The organism is Gordonia aichiensis, from assembly GCF_039946255.1.
In the GTDB taxonomy this organism is placed as follows: Bacteria; Actinomycetota; Actinomycetes; order Mycobacteriales; family Mycobacteriaceae; genus Gordonia; species Gordonia aichiensis_A.
Genome location: NZ_JBCDWL010000011.1, coordinates 49,953 through 66,698, shown reverse-complemented (window position 1 = coordinate 66,698; position 16,746 = coordinate 49,953). Strand labels below are relative to the sequence as shown.

Here is a 16,746-nt window from a genome sequence, read left to right as displayed (position 1 = left end):
TTCACTCGCTGTTACACACACATCGACTCATCTCGCCGTTGAGATGCGCGTCTGCGAGGCAGGAACCTCTTGAAGTGAACCTACCGTCTTTGCCCGGACGCCGCCCGATGTCGGCGACGTTCGGCGTACTGGAAATCATATCGACTCGCCCGCGACGCGGCGGCGAGTCACCCGTCGACGCGAGCCGACGGGCGCCGGTCAGCTGCTAATCACTGCCCGGTAGCCGTCGGCGTCGAGCGTCTCCCCGAGGACCTCGTCGAGGTCGACGTCGGCGCCGACGGTGATCTCGACCAGCCAGCCCGCGTCGTACGGACCGGAGTTGACCAGTTCGGGGGCGCCGTCGAGGTCGCCGTTGACCGCCGAGACGGTGCCGGCGAGCGGACCGAAGATGTCCGAGACGCTCTTGGTCGACTCGACCTCGGCGAACGACTCGCCGACCTCGACCTCGTCGTCCACCTCGGGCAGCTGCACGAAGACGACGTCACCGAGCGCGTCCTGGGCGAAGTCGGTGATGCCGACTCGGACGGTCCGCTCACTGACCTTGCGGATCCACTCGTGCTCGTCGGTGTAGCGGAGCTCTTCGGGGATCTTGGTGTCGCTCACGATTCGACCTTTCTCGGGCGATGAAAAGACTGGGACTGCAGAAGGTTCACCCACCGCGCCGTTGCGGCGGGCGAACGCGCGACAATGACTCTAACGTGCGAGGCCGCGCGATCATGCACCAACCCGCGACGACGGCGCGGTGTGATCAGCTCGTGACCGCGGGCATCCGCCTCATCACGGCGATCGTCTGGATCCAATACAGCACCAGCGACCACACGTACAGGCCGACTCCCCACAGCAGGAAGGCCCAGCCGAAGGGGAACGCGATGGACCCGATGACGCCCTCGATCTGGCCCGCCAGCAGCCACGGGAAGGCGCTCATCAGGGCGAAGGTCGCCGCCTTGCCGATGTACAGGGTCGGCAGCGCGGTCACGCCGCGTGACCGCAGCAGCGGCGCGGTCAGCAGCAGCAGGACGTCCCGACCGACGATCACGCCGATCAACCACCACGGCACGAACTCCCGGATGCCGAAACAGATCGGGATCACCACCACGTACAGCCGGTCGGCGGCCGGGTCGAGCAGCGCGCCCAGCTTCGACGACTGACCCAGCCAGCGCGCCAGCTTTCCGTCGAGCCAGTCGGTGAGTCCGGAGACGAACAGCACCGCGAACGCCCACCCCGCCGACTCCTGAACCAGCAGCAGCCAGATGAAGACGGGGATCAGCGCCAGCCGGGCCACGCTCAGCGCGTTCGGCACCGTCCAGATCGCATCGCTGCGTTCGGGAGGTGCGTCGACCGAGTCGTCGATCATCGGAAGATGCCGACGATGCCCTGGATCGCCTGCGCGCCGGCCGAGGCGAAATGGTTCTCGTTCACCAGATAGGTCCAGGTCATCGTCGACCGGTGCAGTCCCTCGAGTCCGAGATCGACGCCGTCGGCGGTGATCGCGGCCTCCCGGAAGGTGGCCCGGGCGGCGGTCATCGCCTCGTCGGACAGTTTGGTGAACTCCGCGAAGATCAGCTTGTGGAACTCCTCCAGCGGGCTCTGCGCACCGAGTGCCCGCAGGTGGATGCTGGCCTGCACGTCGGCGATGTACGCCAGGTGATCGGCCCACACCCGGTCGAGGTGATAGAGCACGATCTGGCGCGCCGCCTCGACGAGCACGTCCTGTTCGACGGCGGCCGCGAGCTCCTCGTAACGATCGGGCTCGGCCTCCTTCAGATCGGTCAGCGCCTGATCGGTCGTCAGGACCTTCATCCGGCGGCGGACGATGGAGTTGCGCTGCTCGTTGACCTGGCGGTTGTAGTCCCAGGTGTTGCTGTGCAGTTGAAGCATCGCGCCCTCGGCGATCTTCTGCGCGTTGGCCACCGACTCCACGCCCTTCGCACCCATGGCGCCGTCGGGCGACTCGGCGTGCTGCTCGCGCTGATGCGTGAGGTTCTTGGTGACGAGCGGATCCTCCAGGCTCGAGAAGAACACCGACCGGCCGGGATCGCCCTGGCGGCCGGCGCGGCCGCGCAGCTGGTTGTCGAGGCGTTCGGTGTCGTAGCGACCGGTGCCGACCACGCAGAGACCGCCGAGGCCGATGACCTCCTCGCGGGCCTCGTCGTCGCCGTCGGAACCGCCGAGTCGGATGTCGGTGCCGCGACCGGCCATCTGCGTCGAGACGGTGACGGCGCCCTTGCGACCGGCTTCGGCGATGATCGCCGCCTCTTCGGCGTCGTTCTTCGCGTTGAGGACCACCGACGACACCCCGGCGCGCTCGAGGAAGTAGGCGAGCTCCTCGGACTGGGCCACGTCGTGGGTGCCGATCAGGATCGGCTGTCCGGTCTGGTGGACCTCGGCGACGAAGTCGACGACCGCCTCCACCTTGTGGGCCTTGTTGTCGTAGACGCGATCGGGTTCGTCCTCGCGGATGTTCGGTGCGTTCGGCGGGATCTGCGAGACCGCCAGACCGTAGAACTGTCGGAACTGCTCGCCGGCGGCCAGCGCGGTGCCCGTCATGCCGGCCACCCTCGGGTACCGCCCGATCAGGGCCTGCACCGTGATCGTGTCGATGACCTCGCCCGCCTCGGTGGGATTGAGGCCCTCCTTGTACTCCACGGCCGCCTGAACGCCGTCCGGCCACCGCTGCAGCCGCGCGACGCGTCCGCGCGCGGCGTTGATGAGGTGGATGCCGCCGTCGCGGACGATGTAGTCGACGTCGCGTTCGAGCAGGTAGTAGGCGTACAGAGCGACGTTCACGTGCACGAGTGTGCTCGACACGTGCTGCTCGTCGTACAGGTTGATCCCGCCCAGGGTTCGCTCGACGAACTGCGCGCCGTCCTCGGTCAGGGACACGTTCTTGCCGTCCTGGTCGACCTCGTAGTGCTTGGTCTTCAGGTGCGCCACGACCTCGTGGATGGCGCTGTTGGGGATCTCCGCGTCGGTGGAACCGGCCAGGATCAGCGGTACCAGCGCCTCGTCGACCAGGACCGAGTCGGCCTCGTCGACCAGGACCACGTCGGGTTCGGGCGAGACCAGGTCCTCGGGGCTCAACGCGAGATGATCGCGCAGGACGTCGAAGCCGATCTCGTTCACCGAGGCGTAGGTGACGTCGGCGTCGTAGGCGCGCTGGCGTTCGGCCCGCGTCGAGTGCTCGTTGATCGACGCCACCGACACCCCGAACAGGTCGTAGAGCGGCTTCATCCACCGCGCGTCGCGGCCGGCGAGGTAGTCGTTGACCGACACGACGTGGATCTGGTGACCGTCGAGGGCGTAGCCGATCGCGGCGATCGCACCGACGAGCGTCTTGCCCTCACCGGTCGCCATCTCGACCACGTCGCCCTCGAGCATCCGCAGCGCACCCTGCAGCTGGACGTCGAAGGGCTTCATGTCGAGCGTTCGACGCCCGCCCTCGCGGACCATCGCCAGGAACTTGGCGCGGTCGCCGACCTTGCTCATGTCCAGTTCGGCGGCTTCGCCCGCGAACGCGTCGTCGGCGAGCGCGGCGGCCCACTCGTCGTGCTCGGCCGATTCGGAGATCATCGACAGCGATTGCGACTGATTGCGAGAGGTCTGCGCACCGAGCATGCGCCACATCGCGTTGGTGAGTCTTCCCACGTGCTTCCTGTTCTGTGAACCTGCGACGACTGCGCGACCTCGGCCCGCCGGGGCGACCGCGGTCGATCGTGATCTACCGTACGCGGCCGCGGCGCCAGACAGCGCCCTCGCCCGGCTCGGGCGTCGGCTACCGTTGGCCCGCATGAGAACCAGTCGTCGCAGCCGTCTCGTCCGCCGTCCCCGATGGCTCGTCGTGGCCGCGGCGGCACTCGTCGCGATCACCGCGGCGGGTTGCGCCGACGACGGCTCCGGCGCACCGACTGATCCGGCCCGGCTGGTCGGCAAGACCTACCTGTCCCAGCAGGTCGACGGTGAGCCGATTCCCGGCGGCGGCCCGCTCGAGGTCAGCTTTCTGCCGGGATCGCTCGCCGCCACCGCGGGATGCAACCGCCATTCCGGCGCGGTCCGCTTCGACGGTGACACGATGACCGCCGGCCAGCTGGTCTCCACGATGATGGCCTGTGCGCCGCCGGCCGACGGCGCCGATCGCTGGTTGTCGGACCTGTTCGGCGCGCCGCTGACCTGGCAGCTCGACGGCACCACCCTCACCCTCTCGCGCGGGAGCCTGCGCGTGAAGCTCGTCGAACGGACGAATCGGCCGGTCATCGGAACCCGCTGGCAGGTCACCGCGCTGGTCGAGCACGACGCGGTGACGAGCTCGAAGGTGCTCGACGAGAGCAAGCCGTACCTGCTGATCGACGCCTCGGGCGCCGTGTCCGGCAGCACCGGGTGCAATCGGATGACCGGTACCGCGACGGTGACCGACGACACCGTCACGTTCGCGCCGCTGGCGACCACGCGGATGGCGTGCGATGCCGAGACCTCCGCCGTCGAACGATCGGTGCTGACCGCGCTGACCGGCGAGACGAAGGTCGTGGTCGACGGCGATCACCTCACCCTGACGAACGTCGCCGACAGGTCGGTGGGACTGCGGCTGACCGCCGCGGCGGAGTAGCCCCGCGGGTACGAGCGACGCCGGGGCGGGCGCTTCGGGTTCGCACCGGGTCCGACGGACGGTCCCCTACACTCGCCACATGGGGAACAAGCACAAGCAGCCGAAACCGCCCGCACTGTCGAAGAAGGCGTACGAATCCGAACTGTTCCGGCTCCAGACCGAGTTGGTGTCGCTGCAGGAATGGGTGCGCGACACCGGTTCTCGCGTCGTGGTCCTGTTCGAGGGGCGCGACGCCGCAGGCAAGGGCGGCGCCATCAAACGGATCACCCAGTATCTGAGCCCGCGGATCTGCCGGGTCGCCGCCCTCCCCGCCCCGACCGACCGGGAGAAGGGGCAGTGGTACTACCAGCGCTACGTCGCGCACCTGCCCGCGCCGGGCGAGATCGTCCTGTTCGACCGCTCCTGGTACAACCGCGCGGGCGTGGAGAAGGTGATGGGCTTCTGCACCCCGGAGGAGCACACGCGGTTCCTGCGGCAGACTCCCCTGTTCGAGCAGATGCTGATCGACGACGGCATCCTCCTGCGCAAGTACTGGTTCTCGGTGTCGAACGAGGAGCAGTTGCATCGCTTCCGTGCGCGCCGCGACGATCCGGTCCGCCAGTGGAAGCTGAGTCCGATGGACCTCGAGTCGGTCTACCGCTGGGAGGAGTACTCGCGCGCCAAGGACGAGATGATGGTGCACACCGACACCTCGAACAGCCCCTGGTTCGTGGTCGAGTCCGACCGGAAGCGCGACGCGCGCCTCAACATGATGGCGCATCTGCTTTCGTCCATCGACTACGAGCCGATCGAGCGTCCGCAGGTGAAGCTGCCGAAGAAGCCGATCGAGTCGGGCAACTACCATCGACCGCCGCGCTCGCTGTCGAAGTTCGTGCCCGACCACGTCGCGACCCTGATCGGCGACCCCGAGCACTGACTGAGTGCTCGGCTCGACAGCGCTCCCGGGTAGGGTGGCCGCGTGATGTCGGTTTTGCCTTCCCGGTCTGATCTTCACTCCCTCTCTCACCGCGCCCGGCGGGCCATCGCCTCACCGGACGTGGTGTATCTGGTGACGACGGCCGGTTTCCCGAATTTCGGCGATGAGTTGATCGTCGAGGCCTGGCTGCGCCACCTCGCCGTCCGCCGCCCGTTCGCCCGGGTCGTCGTGGACTCGCCGCGGCCGGGTCAGGCGGCGCTGCTGCTGCGGCACGCCAACCGACGCGCGGAGTTCGTCGACACGGTGTGGAGTCTGGCGCTGTACGCGTCGGGCCGCGATGCCGGTCCGGAGGTCGATCCGGAAGCGCCGTGGGAGTGGGTCGCCGAGTCGACCAGCCGGCTGGGCGTGGCGCCGCGCGAGGGCGACGGCGTCGAACTGCTGTTGCGCGCGAACACGATCCACATCGTCGGCGGCGGCTACCTCAATGCGGTGTGGCCGCATCACGTCGCCCTGGTTGCGGCGGTCGCCGAGGTCGCGCGGACGACGGGCGCGCAGGCGATCGCCACGGGCGCGGGCCTGACGCCGGGTTTCACCGGTCGCGCCCTGGACCGGTTCCGCGCCGATGCGCAGGCGTTCGACGTCTTCGACGTGCGCGACCGGCCCAGTGCCGACCTGTTGGGGGCAGTGCCCGGCGCCTCGTTCACCGGCGACGATGCGTGGCTGTCGCCTCGACTGCATCGGCGACCGCGCGACGGTTCCGGTGACACCGGCGTGGTCCTGTGCGCGCAGAGCGACCTGACCGACGATTTCCGGTGGCGGGGTCGCACGGGCGTCGCCGCGCTCACCGATTTCGTCGCCGCGACATTGGACGCGTGGGAGGTCGACGGCTCCGACGTGACCGTCGTGGAGTGTATTCCCGGGTTGGACGTCCAGATCGCCGAGCGGCTGGGTGATCGGCTGGCCGGTTCGGCTCGCATTCCGTTCCTGCAGGCGTGGCGGGCGGGCCTGCCGCTCGATCGACCGCAGACGTGGCTGTCGACGCGCTTCCATCCGCATCTGCTGGCGGCCGCCTCGGGCGCCTCGGGGGTGGCGGTGGTGTCCAAGCCCGACTATTACGGAACCAAGCACGGGTCGTTGGTCGACGCCGGGTCGCAGTGGACGGTGTTCGACGGCGGCGACGACGTGCCGCCGCGGCCGACCGACGGCGGCTTTCCCGCCGACACCACCGCCCGCAACCGCGCGGCCAAGAAGGCGTTGGCCGATCGTCTCTACCCACGCGGGGTGCGCCTGCGTTAGCGGCCGGCGCCGGACGGGGCTTGCATCGCCGGCCCGAAGGCGTAAGGTGACTGCCTCATGTGGATCGGCACTCTCGAACTCGATTATCTGCTCGGCGACGTTCACTCTCTCAAAGGCAAGCGTTCGGTCCTCCGGCCGCTGATCGCGGAGATCCGCCGCCGGTTCGACGTCTCGGTCGCCGAGGTCGATCACCGTGACCTGCACCGACGTGCGCTCGTGGGCGTCGGGGTGGTCAGCGGGGACTCGGCGCACGTGGTGGACGTGCTCGACGCCGTCGAGCGGTTCGCCGCGGCCCGGCCGGAGGTGGAGTTGTTGTCGGCGCGCAGACGCCTCGTCAGCGGCGACGACCTGTAGTGTCCTGCGCCGGAGTCAGTGGGACGCGATGCAGAACTCATTTCCGTCGGGATCGGTCAGGGTGGTCCAGGAGAAGGCGCCGTCGACGCTGCGCTCCCCCAGCGACGTCGCCCCCTCGGCGACCAGTCTCGACACCTCGGCGGCGACATCGTCTGCGTGCAGATCGAGATGCAGGCGGTTCTTCCCGCGCGTCGGCTCGTCGACCTTCTGGAATCCCAGGGCGGGCCGGCCGTCACCGAAGGCGACGATGACGAACCAGCCGTCGTTCTCCTCGACGATCCGCCCGCCGAGGACCCGGGCCCACCAGGTCCCCAGGCGGATCGCATCGGTCGTGTCGACGGTGATCATGGCGATGCTCAAAGTCATATCGGAACGATAACCGCCGCCTCCGACATGTCGCTGGATCACGACGACACCGGATCACGACGACGCCGGGTCATCCGTCGGCGCGAGGGTCAGCGTCCGAAACCCGCGTCGCGCAGAGCCTGCGCCATCGAGCCGTTCGCGGGGCGCTCGTCGCGTCGAGCGGCCTTGCCGGCCCCGTTCCGGGTTCCCCGCCCCTGACCGCGCTGCCCCTGACCCCGCTGCCCCTTGTCGGCCTGCCCCTTGTCGGCCTGCCCCTTGTCGGCCTGCCCCTTGTCGGCCTTGCTCTTGTCGGTTCGGTACCCGCCGGCGGCCTTCCCCCCGGTCGACTGGCCGCCCGCGCCACGGTCGCGACCTCGTCCCCGGCCGCCGCGCGCGGCACCGGCGGCGTCGTCGCGCAGTCGCAGCGACAGTCCGATGCGCTGCCGGTCGACGTCGACCTCGAGCACCTTCACCTTGACGACCTGCCCGGACCGGACCACCTCGTGCGGGTCGGAGACGTATCGGTCGGACATCGCCGACACGTGGACCAGTCCGTCCTGATGCACGCCCACGTCGACGAAGGCGCCGAAGGCGGCGACATTGGTCACCACGCCTTCCAGGACCATGCCGGGTTCGAGGTCGGACACCTTCTCGACGCCGCTGGCGAAGGTCGCGGTGGCGAACGCCGGCCGGGGGTCGCGGCCGGGCTTCTCGAGTTCGGCGAGGATGTCGGTGACGGTCGGCACACCGAATCGGTCGTCGGCGAACTGGGCCGGCTTCAGGGTGCGCAGGGTCTTGGTGTCGCCGATGAGGTCGGTCAGGCCGCTGCCGCTCGCATCCAGGATCCGGCGCACGACGGGGTACGCCTCGGGATGCACGCCGGACGCGTCGAGCGGATCCTCACCGTCACGGATCCGCAGGAAGCCCGCGCACTGCTCGAAGGCCTTCGGTCCCAGACGCGGCACGTCGAGCAGGGCGGACCGGCTGCGGAACGCCCCGGCCCGGTCACGATGCGCGACGATCGATGCGGCCAGTCCCGCGGTGATGCCGGAGACGCGTGCCAGCAGGGGCGCCGACGCCGTGTTGAGGTCGACGCCGACTCCGTTGACCGCGTCTTCGACGACGGCGTCGAGGCTGCGGGCGAGGTTGGTGGCCGAGACGTCGTGCTGGTACTGGCCGACTCCGATCGACTTGGGGTCGATCTTGACCAGTTCGGCCAGCGGATCCTGCAGTCGGCGGGCGATGGAGACCGCACCGCGAATCGACACGTCCAGGTCGGGCAGTTCCTGCGAGGCGTACTCGGAGGCCGAGTACACCGAGGCGCCCGCCTCCGAGACGACCGCCTTGACCGGTGCGGCGGCACCCGAGGCGGCGATCTGTGCGACGAGTTCGCCGGCGAGCTGGTCGGTCTCGCGGGAGGCGGTGCCGTTGCCGATGGCGATCAGCTCGACGCCGTGGCGGGCGATGAGGGCGGCGAGGGTCGCCTTGGCCTGGTCCCACTGCTGCTGCGGCTTGTGCGGGAAGACCGCACAGTGGTCGACGACCTTGCCGGTCGCGTCGACGACCGCGACCTTGACGCCGGTGCGGTAGCCGGGGTCGAGTCCGAGGGTCGCACGCGTGCCCGCGGGCGCGGCGAGCAGGAGGTCCTTGAGGTTGGTGGCGAAGACGGCGACGGCGTCGTCCTCGGCGCGGGCCCGCAGCTTCATGCGGGCGTCGATGGTCGCGGTGAGCATCAGCTTGGTGCGCCACGCCCAGCGCACGGTGCCGGTGAGCCATTCGGTGGCCGCACCCGGATTCGCCCGATCGACGCCGAGGGTGGCGGCGACCATCGCCTGGTACGGCTCGTCGTCCCCGCCGTCGAAGGCGAGGCTGAGGGCCTCCTCCTTCTCCCCGCGCAGGACGGCGAGCACCCGGTGCGAGGGCATCGCCTCGAGCGGTTCGGAGAAGTCGAAGTAGTCGCGGAACTTCTGCGCGGCCGGGGTGTTCTCGGCTCCGGGGCGGACCTCGGTGCGCATCTGACCGTCGGCCCAGAACTTCTCGCGGACGGCGCCGACCAGTTCGGCGTCCTCGGCGGCGCGCTCGATGAGGATGTGCCGGGCCCCTTCGAGGGCGGCGGTCGCGTCGGCGACGTTCTCGCCGACGTAGGCGGAGCCGGCCTCGGTCGGCACCAGCGTCGGGTCGGCCAGCAGGGCGTCGGCGAGCGGCTCGAGTCCGGCTTCGCGCGCGATCTGCGCCTTGGTCCGGCGCTTGGGCTTGTACGGCAGGTAGATGTCCTCCACGCGTGCCTTGGTGGTCGCCGTCAACAGCGCGCTGCGCAGCTCGTCGGTCAGCTTGCCCTGCTCCTCGATCGATGCGAGCACGGCCGCGCACCGCTCGTCGAGTTCGCGGAGGTAGCGCAGCCGCTCGTCGAGCAGACGCAGTTGAGCGTCGTCGAGGCTGCCGGTGACCTCCTTGCGGTAGCGCGCGATGAACGGCACGCTCGACCCTTCGTCGAGCAGCTTCACGGTCGCGGCCACCTGGCCTTCGCCGACCGAGAGCTCCTTGGCGATGCGGGCGTTGACGGACTCGAGGGGCACGAAGTTGGTCACCGGATGCAGGCTACCGAAGACCGACGGCGCGGGGGTGCACCGACCGTCGCCTATCGTGGCTGGCATGACCGAACCCACCCCGTTCGACAAGCTCGTCTTCACCTGGGAGGCGGCGTTCACCGCGATCAGCGCGGCGGAGGCCTCACCGCGCGGCGCCGAGGACGGCGACGTGGCGTGGATGGAACGGATGCGGCCGCAACTCGACGACCTGCGCCGGCGCCACGCCGCAGGCGAGGACCTGGAAGCCGACTTCGACACGATGATGTGGGTGATGGGCAACACGCAGACGGCGATGAGCGCGTTGTCGCGATATCGGACCACTCGCGCGGGCGCCGACAAGCTCGCCGAGTTCGAGCGGTTGCGCGCCGAGTCGCACTCGCTGGACGATCCCGGCGCAGCCGACTGAGCAGGACGCCGGTGCAGGACACTAGGGAGCGGACGGTTCGGCCTTCGTCGGACGAGTCGTCGACGACGCGGTGGCGGCGAACATGCTGAACCGGCTGTCGGGCGCGATCCCACCGATCCCCTCCGAACGGCCGCGCTGCACGCGCGCGACCACCAGCGCCAGCACCGCGGCCATCACCGCGACCTGGATGACGCCGCCGCCGACGAGGGCTGCGCGCGGCCCCCACCATTCGGCGAGCGTGCCGAGCAGCGGTGCGCCGATCGGGGTGCCGCCCATCAGCACGGTCATGTAGAGGGCCATCACGCGCCCGCGGACCTGCGGGTCCACGTGCATCTGCACGTACATGTTGGTCGCGGTCAGCGACATCAGCGCCGACAGTCCCACCAGCGGCAGGGTCAGTCCGTACAGCAGCGGCGTGGGGGCGATGCCCGAGAGGACGTTGAAGACGGCGAAGATCAGCGCGGCCGTCACGACGAACTGCAGTCCCGGGGCGTTCTTGCGTCGTGCCGCGAGCAATGCGCCGAGCAGCGAGCCGACGCCCGACGCGGTGCCGAGCAGACCGTACATCTGCGCGTCCAGGTGGAACAGGTTGCGCACCATCAGCGCATTCGTCATCTGAAAGTTGAGGCCGAAGGTGCCGACCGCGAATCCGATGCCGAGCGCGATCAGCAGGTCGGCTCGCCGCACCACGTACCGGATTCCCTCGCGGACCTGGCCTTTGGCGCGGGGCAGCGGTTCGGTGCGGACCAGGTCGGCCTCGCGCAGCATCAGCAGGGCGATCAGGAAGGCACCGTAGCTGACGCCGTTGGTGAAGATCGCCCAGCCGCTGCCGAAGGCCGCGATGATCAGTCCGGCGACCCCCGGTCCGATGAGCCGGGCGGCGTTGAACGCCGAACTGTTGAGCCCGATCGCATTGGTGAGCCGTTCGGTGCCGACCATCTCCGAGACGAAGGCCTGCCTCGCGGGAGCGTCGAGCGCCGAGCCGATTCCGAAGAGCACCGCGAACACGTAGACGTGCCCGGTGGTCGCGGCACCGGTGATGGCCAGGACGCCGAGGATCATGGCGCTGATCGCCATCCAGCTCTGGGTGAACATCAGCATCTTGCGCTTGTCGAACCGGTCGGCCAGCAGGCCGCCCCACGGCGACAGGACCAGCGCGGGCGCGAACTGGAGCGCGGTGGTGATGCCGACCGCCATCGCGGACCCGCCCGACAGCTGCAGCACCAGCCAGTCCTGCGCGACGCGCTGCACCCAGGTGCCGATGTTCGACAGGAGGGCGCCGCTGACGTAGATGCGGAAGTTGGGTACGGAGAGGGAGGCGAACGTCGTCGGGACTCGGACCGCCACCGCACCACTCTCCTGGATCACTGTCTGGGAGGAACAACGTGGCGACCGTCCCGGGTATTCCTGGACCCCCGGGACCATGCGGGTCACTACTCTGGACCTCATGCGCGCAGTCATCATGCATTCGCCGGGCAAGGTCAGCGTCGTCGACCGGCCCGACCCGCGGATCGAGAAGCCCACCGATGCGATCATTCGGATCGCCGCCACCTGCATCTGCGGCTCGGACCTGTGGCCCTACCGCGGAGCCAACGACGTGAACGAGGCCCCGATGGGTCACGAGTACGTCGGCTACGTGGAGCAGGTGGGTCCGGCGGTCCGGAAGGTGAAGGTGGGCGACTTCGTCGTCGGCTCGTTCATGGCGTCGGACAACACCTGCGAGATCTGCGCGGCCGGCTACCAGTCGCGCTGCGTCAACGTGCAGGGCATGGGCGGCATCGGGACGCAGGCGGAGTACGCGCGCATCCCGATGGCCGACGGCACGCTGGTGACCACTCCGGCGCCGGCCGACGACGCGATGCTCCGCTCGTACCTGGCCGCCTCCGACGTCCTCGGCACCGGATGGTTCGCCGCCGACGCCGCCCAGGTGCAGCCCGGCAAGACCGTCGCGGTCGTCGGCGACGGCGCCGTCGGGCTGCTCGGCGTCCTCGCCGCCCGCGAGATGGGCGCCGAGCGGATCATCGCGATGAGCAGGCACGCCGACCGGCAGGCTCTCGCCCGCGAGTTCGGTGCCACCGACATCGTCGCCGAGCGCGGCTCCGAAGGGGTGGCCGCGGTCAAGGAGCTCACCCGCGGCCTCGGCGCCCACTCGGTCATCGAGGCGGTCGGCACGCAGGAGTCGATGATGCAGGCCATCCGGGCCACCCGTCCGGGCGGCCACGTGGGCTTCGTCGGGGTCTCGCACGGGGTGGAGCTGCCCGGCGACAAGCTCTTCTACTCGGCGGTGCACCTGCACGGCGGCCCGGCCCCGGTCCGCCGCTACCTGCCCGACCTGTTGCAGCGGATCACCGAGCGGAAGCTCGATCCGGGCCGCGTCTTCGACCTGACGCTGCCGCTGGAGCACGCGGCCCTCGGTTACGGAGCGATGGACCGGCGCGAGGCGATCAAGGTGATGCTCACCGTGTGATGCCCCGCGGTCGTGTTCAGCGACCGCGGATGGCGCGGGCGCTCCACCGACCCTCGGTATGGTCGACGGCGATCGGATGGTCGAAGGCCCGGGTGATCACCTCCGTGGTGACCGTGGTCGGCGCCGGCCCGGCGGCGACCACCGCGCCGTCGCGGATGACGAGGGCGTGGCTGGTCGATTCGGGCAGTTCCTCGAGGTGATGGGTCACCAGCACCGAGGCCACCTCGGGCGCGGTCCGGGCCAGCGCGTCGACGGTCTCCAGCAGCTGTTCGCGGGCGGCGACGTCCAGGCCGGTGGTCGGCTCGTCCAGCAGGAGCAGTTCCGGGTCGCCGATCAGGGCGCGGGCGATGAGCGCGCGACCCCGTTCACCTTGCGAGAGGGTGTGCCAGTCGGAGTCGGCGCGTCGCGTCATGCCGACGTCGCCGACCAGTGCGGCCGCTCTGTCCCGCTGCTCCTCGGACGGACTCCAGCGCAGGGGAAGGTCGATGGTGCCGGTGATGCCGGTGAGGACCACCTCGGTGACGGTCAGCGGGGCCTGCAGTCGGTGCCGCGGATTGACGTGCCCGATGTGCTTGCGCAGCTGCGCGGTGTCGACCCGGCCCAGGCGTTTGCCGAGCACGTCGACGGTGCCCGAGGTCGGGTGCGTCTGCGCCGCGCAGAAGCCGACGATCGTCGTCTTGCCCGCGCCGTTCGGGCCCAGCAGCGCCCAGTGCTCGCCGGCCCGCACGGTGAGGTCGATGCCGTGCAGGATCTGTCTGCCGTTGCGGCGGAAGGTGACCGCCGCCAGTCGCAGGACCTCGGTGTCCGGTGTCATGCGAGGGCCTCCTTCAGTCCGTCCAGATGGGTGCGGGCGTGGTGTGCCGCCTGTTCGCGTCGGCGCTCGGCGATCGCTTCGACGATGTCGGCATGGGCTCGCTGGTCGGCGTCGTCGCCGAACTCGCGGGCCATGCCGAGCAGGTCGACCATCGCGATCCGCACCTGCGGGGTCATGGCGTCGAAGATCTCGACCAGCACCCGGTTCCCGGATCCGAGGACGATGCTGCGGTGGAAGGCGATGTCGGCGTCGACGTGCGCCTGCGCGTCTGCGGTCTGTTCGGCGCGCTCGGCGAGTGCACCGCGGATGGCTCGCAGCTGGGCGGGGGTGCGCCTCCGCGCGGCCAGCGACGCCGCCTCCACCTCGATGGCGGTCCGCGCTTCCAGGACGGTGGTGATGTCGGCGCGGCGGAGCACGGCGTCCCAGTTCTCCGGTGCGTCGAGCGCGGCGACGTACACGCCCGAGCCCTGCCGGGAGACGAGCACTCCCCGTCCGGCCAGTTGCCCGACCGCTTCGCGCAGGGTCGAGCGGCCGATGCCCAGCTGCGGCGCCAAGACGTTCTCGCCGGGAAGCTTCTCGCCGAGCGTCCACTCCCCTCCGCGAATCCTGTTCAGCAGCAGTTCCGCCGCCTGATCTGCTAGCGGACGCCGCCTCACCTGCTCAGCCATCGGTCGACTCCTCAACTTGTCTGATGAATTGCGTTAGATTCCAACCATACGACCCCGTCCCGAGCATCGTCGAATGGCCCACGGCGCGGTCACACGACTGAAGTGCGGGAACCGGGGCCTCGGAGCCTGAAGCCGACCGGCGCGTCGGCACTCAGCGGGCCGGCGGTTCCCGGCGCTCGGCCACCGGGGACTGCGATCCGCCATCCGGTCCGGGTACGTCGAGCTGCCGGTCGAAGGCGTCGTTGAAGGCGCGCAGCTGGGCAAGCAGGATCTCTGGATCACCGGGGGCGAGGTCGGCGAAGACTCGGTTGAGCCGGTCGGCCTGACGGCGGCCGTCGTGGTCGAAGGCGGCCTCCCCCTCGGCGGTCGGGCGGTGCATCCAGCTCACCTGCCCGGGCACCTGGAATCGTTCCAGATAGCCGCGCTTCAACGCGGCATTGACCTGGCGGTTGACGGTGGACTGCTCCAAGTCGAGATCGCAGCTCATCTCACGCAGCGTGCGGGCCCGACCGTCGGACAGCAGCCACAGGATGTGGAACGCCGAGATGTCCAGGACCGCGTCCGGGTCGACCTCGCGTCGGCGCCGCCGCATCCGCAGCAGCTCTTCCACCACGTCGCGATGCACGTCCGACGGCCAGACCGATTCGTCGTCGACCACCCCGGCCCCTTTCGCCCCATCAACGGATCAACATTACTGAATGCGGTGTCGCCACTACCGAATTTTGGATATGCAGCGTACATATGTAGGGTACACGACCTGGTTGTTCTCATTGATTCTCGTCCGTAACCGAAGGACCCCGTATGACACGCTCCCCCGACCTCACGGAGCAGGCCTCCGTCGATCCGCAGACGCTCGCCCCCGAACCGGACGTCGACTCCCGCCATCCGGGCGCACTCGGCATCGTCAGCGTCCTGTGCCTGGGCGGGCTCGTCGCCTCGTTGATGCAGACGTTGATCATCCCGGTCCAGCCGGAGCTTCCGCGACTGTTGGGGACGTCGATCTCGAACGCCTCGTGGATCATCACTGCGACGCTGCTCGGCGGTGCGGTCGCCATGCCGATCGCCGGTCGCCTCGGCGACATGTACGGCAAACAGCGGGTGCTCCTGGTCAGCGCGATCCTGCTGGTCGTCGGCTCGCTGATCTGTGCGATCGGCGGCAGCCTGGTCCCGATGCTGATCGGCCGCACGGTCCAGGGCCTGGCGATGGGATTCATCCCGGTCGGCATCAGCCTGATGCGCGATGTGACTCCCCCGCGGCTGACCTCGATGGCGGTCTCGGCCATGAGCGCCACGCTGGGCGTCGGCGGAGCCATCGGCCTGCCGCTGTCGGCATGGGTCGCGCAGACCTGGGATTGGCGCGCCCTGTTCTGGGCTTCGGCCGGGCTGGCCCTGATCGTCACCGTCCTGGTGCTCGTCATGGTGCCGAACCTCCCGGGCACCGCGGGCGGTCGGCTCGACGTCGTCGGCGCGCTCACCCTGGCGGTCGGCCTGTGCGCCACCTTGATCGCGATCTCGAAGGGCAAGGACTGGGGATGGGGCTCGGCGACGACGCTGGCCTGCTTCGCCGTCGGCGCCGCGGTCCTGGTCGCGTGGGGCTTCTACGAACTCCGCCACGACGACCCGCTGGTCGACCTGCGCACCTCGGCCCGGCCCGCGGTGCTGCTGACGAACCTGGCCGCCGTCGCCGTCGGCTTCGGCATGATGGCTCAGGCGATCGTCGTTCCGATGATGCTCGAGGTCCCCGAAGCCGCCGGCGGCTTCGGCCAGAGCATCCTGCAGGCGGGACTGTGGATGGCACCGGGAGGGGTGATGATGATGCTGTTCGCGCCGATCTCCGGGATGCTCATCAACTCCCTCGGCGCCAAGACCACACTGGCGATCGGCGCCTCGGTGCTCGGCGTCGGCTACCTGGGCGCGTTCTTCCTGATGAGCGCGCCGTGGCAGCTCGCCGTCGCCTCGGTCATCGCCTCCGCCGGCGTGGGCATCGGCTATGCGGCCATGCCGACCCTGATCATGGCCGCGGTGCCGATCACCGAGGCCGGTGCGGCCGTCGGATTCAACGGTTTGATGCGCTCGGTGGGCACCACGCTGTCATCGGCGGTGATGGCCGTGGTCCTGGCCGCGTCGACCCTGAACCTCGGCGGGCACGAGGTGCCCTCCCACACCGCGTTCCGGTGGTGCTTCCTGATCGGTGCGCTCGCGGCCTTCGTCGGCGTGGCCCTGACCCTGCTGATCCCGCGCGGCGCGTCGCGGCCGGCCGAGCAGCCCGTCGCCTGATCGGTCCCGCCCCGC

The 16,746-nt window shown here is 69.7% G+C and carries 16 protein-coding genes; 7 read left to right on the top strand and 9 right to left on the bottom strand.

Features of this window, described 5'->3' with window-relative positions; all coding sequences use genetic code 11:
• Positions 1 to 198: 198 nt before the first annotated feature.
• The 3 genes from gcvH to secA2 form a co-directional block, all read right to left on the bottom strand.
• Complete coding sequence (gene gcvH / locus AAFO60_RS13885; protein ID WP_347956805.1) at positions 199 to 603, bottom strand: glycine cleavage system protein GcvH; 405 nt, start codon at positions 601 to 603, stop codon at positions 199 to 201.
• A gap of 145 nt (positions 604 to 748) precedes the next feature.
• Positions 749 to 1,354 (bottom strand): CDP-alcohol phosphatidyltransferase family protein, encoded by a 606-nt coding sequence (locus AAFO60_RS13880; RefSeq protein WP_347956804.1) that lies wholly within the window; start codon positions 1,352 to 1,354, stop codon positions 749 to 751.
• Complete coding sequence (secA2, locus tag AAFO60_RS13875; RefSeq protein ID WP_347956803.1) at positions 1,351 to 3,645, bottom strand: accessory Sec system translocase SecA2; 2,295 nt, start codon at positions 3,643 to 3,645, stop codon at positions 1,351 to 1,353. Before secA2 ends, AAFO60_RS13880 begins: the two co-directional genes overlap by 4 nt.
• A 142-nt stretch (positions 3,646 to 3,787) precedes the next feature.
• Between secA2 and AAFO60_RS13870 the strand changes: the two genes are divergently transcribed.
• The 4 genes from AAFO60_RS13870 to AAFO60_RS13855 all read left to right on the top strand — a co-directional run bounded on the left by AAFO60_RS13870 (position 3,788) and on the right by AAFO60_RS13855 (position 7,166).
• Entirely contained in the window at positions 3,788 to 4,600 is an 813-nt protein-coding gene (locus AAFO60_RS13870) for an META domain-containing protein (protein ID WP_347956802.1), read from the top strand.
• Positions 4,601 to 4,679: 79 nt separating this feature from the next.
• Positions 4,680 to 5,516: a polyphosphate kinase 2 gene (gene ppk2, locus AAFO60_RS13865; protein ID WP_347956801.1), complete on the top strand. Its 837-nt coding sequence runs from the start codon at positions 4,680 to 4,682 to the stop codon at positions 5,514 to 5,516.
• A 132-nt stretch (positions 5,517 to 5,648) separates the two neighbouring features.
• On the top strand, positions 5,649 to 6,812 hold the full coding sequence (locus AAFO60_RS13860) for a polysaccharide pyruvyl transferase family protein (RefSeq protein WP_347956800.1): 1,164 nt from the start codon (positions 5,649 to 5,651) through the stop codon (positions 6,810 to 6,812).
• A gap of 57 nt (positions 6,813 to 6,869) precedes the next feature.
• On the top strand, positions 6,870 to 7,166 hold the full coding sequence (locus AAFO60_RS13855; protein WP_347956799.1) for a DUF503 domain-containing protein: 297 nt from the start codon (positions 6,870 to 6,872) through the stop codon (positions 7,164 to 7,166).
• Between the two features lie 15 nt (positions 7,167 to 7,181).
• On the opposite strand, the gene AAFO60_RS13850 is transcribed toward AAFO60_RS13855, so the two are convergent.
• Both AAFO60_RS13850 and AAFO60_RS13845 read right to left on the bottom strand, forming a co-directional pair.
• Positions 7,182 to 7,532 carry a VOC family protein gene (locus tag AAFO60_RS13850; protein WP_347956798.1) on the bottom strand — a complete coding sequence of 117 codons (351 nt, stop codon included), beginning with the start codon at positions 7,530 to 7,532 and terminating at the stop codon, positions 7,182 to 7,184.
• Positions 7,533 to 7,621: 89 nt separating this feature from the next.
• Positions 7,622 to 10,099: a Tex family protein gene (locus AAFO60_RS13845; protein WP_347956797.1), complete on the bottom strand. Its 2,478-nt coding sequence runs from the start codon at positions 10,097 to 10,099 to the stop codon at positions 7,622 to 7,624.
• A gap of 64 nt (positions 10,100 to 10,163) precedes the next feature.
• Between AAFO60_RS13845 and AAFO60_RS13840 the strand changes: the two genes are divergently transcribed.
• Positions 10,164 to 10,505: a hypothetical protein gene (locus tag AAFO60_RS13840; protein WP_347956796.1), complete on the top strand. Its 342-nt coding sequence runs from the start codon at positions 10,164 to 10,166 to the stop codon at positions 10,503 to 10,505.
• A gap of 21 nt (positions 10,506 to 10,526) precedes the next feature.
• Here AAFO60_RS13840 and AAFO60_RS13835 read toward each other — a convergent pair whose 3' ends face one another.
• Positions 10,527 to 11,852 carry an MFS transporter gene (locus AAFO60_RS13835; RefSeq protein WP_347956795.1) on the bottom strand — a complete coding sequence of 442 codons (1,326 nt, stop codon included), beginning with the start codon at positions 11,850 to 11,852 and terminating at the stop codon, positions 10,527 to 10,529.
• 100 nt (positions 11,853 to 11,952) lie between these two features.
• Between AAFO60_RS13835 and AAFO60_RS13830 the strand changes: the two genes are divergently transcribed.
• Entirely contained in the window at positions 11,953 to 12,972 is a 1,020-nt protein-coding gene (locus tag AAFO60_RS13830; protein ID WP_347956794.1) for a zinc-dependent alcohol dehydrogenase family protein, read from the top strand.
• Positions 12,973 to 12,988: 16 nt separating this feature from the next.
• Here AAFO60_RS13830 and AAFO60_RS13825 read toward each other — a convergent pair whose 3' ends face one another.
• The 3 genes from AAFO60_RS13825 to AAFO60_RS13815 all read right to left on the bottom strand — a co-directional run bounded on the left by AAFO60_RS13825 (position 12,989) and on the right by AAFO60_RS13815 (position 15,112).
• A complete protein-coding gene (locus AAFO60_RS13825; protein WP_347956793.1) occupies positions 12,989 to 13,786 on the bottom strand; it encodes an ABC transporter ATP-binding protein in 798 nt (265 codons plus the stop codon).
• Positions 13,783 to 14,454 (bottom strand): FadR/GntR family transcriptional regulator, encoded by a 672-nt coding sequence (locus AAFO60_RS13820; RefSeq protein WP_347956792.1) that lies wholly within the window; start codon positions 14,452 to 14,454, stop codon positions 13,783 to 13,785. The genes AAFO60_RS13825 and AAFO60_RS13820 overlap by 4 nt, the downstream gene beginning before the upstream one ends.
• A gap of 151 nt (positions 14,455 to 14,605) precedes the next feature.
• Positions 14,606 to 15,112, bottom strand: coding sequence for a MarR family winged helix-turn-helix transcriptional regulator (locus tag AAFO60_RS13815; RefSeq protein WP_347956791.1), 507 nt, complete (start codon positions 15,110 to 15,112; stop codon positions 14,606 to 14,608).
• 143 nt (positions 15,113 to 15,255) lie between these two features.
• Here AAFO60_RS13815 and AAFO60_RS13810 point away from each other — a divergent pair, with 143 nt between their 5' ends.
• A complete protein-coding gene (locus tag AAFO60_RS13810) occupies positions 15,256 to 16,731 on the top strand; it encodes an MFS transporter (RefSeq protein WP_347956790.1) in 1,476 nt (491 codons plus the stop codon).
• Positions 16,732 to 16,746: the final 15 nt, after the last annotated feature.

Bases quoted from the DNA above. Each gene is read 5' to 3' on its own strand.
- AAFO60_RS13880 (WP_347956804.1), bottom strand. From the start codon at position 1,354: ATGATCGACGACTCGGTCGACGCACCTCCCGAACGCAGCGATGCGATC.
- AAFO60_RS13870 (WP_347956802.1), top strand. From the start codon at position 3,788: ATGAGAACCAGTCGTCGCAGCCGTCTCGTCCGCCGTCCCCGATGGCTC.
- ppk2 (WP_347956801.1), top strand. From the start codon at position 4,680: ATGGGGAACAAGCACAAGCAGCCGAAACCGCCCGCACTGTCGAAGAAG.
- AAFO60_RS13855 (WP_347956799.1), top strand. From the start codon at position 6,870: ATGTGGATCGGCACTCTCGAACTCGATTATCTGCTCGGCGACGTTCAC.
- AAFO60_RS13850 (WP_347956798.1), bottom strand. From the start codon at position 7,532: ATGACTTTGAGCATCGCCATGATCACCGTCGACACGACCGATGCGATC.
- AAFO60_RS13840 (WP_347956796.1), top strand. From the start codon at position 10,164: ATGACCGAACCCACCCCGTTCGACAAGCTCGTCTTCACCTGGGAGGCG.
- AAFO60_RS13830 (WP_347956794.1), top strand. From the start codon at position 11,953: ATGCGCGCAGTCATCATGCATTCGCCGGGCAAGGTCAGCGTCGTCGAC.
- AAFO60_RS13825 (WP_347956793.1), bottom strand. From the start codon at position 13,786: ATGACACCGGACACCGAGGTCCTGCGACTGGCGGCGGTCACCTTCCGC.
- AAFO60_RS13820 (WP_347956792.1), bottom strand. From the start codon at position 14,454: ATGGCTGAGCAGGTGAGGCGGCGTCCGCTAGCAGATCAGGCGGCGGAA.
- AAFO60_RS13810 (WP_347956790.1), top strand. From the start codon at position 15,256: ATGACACGCTCCCCCGACCTCACGGAGCAGGCCTCCGTCGATCCGCAG.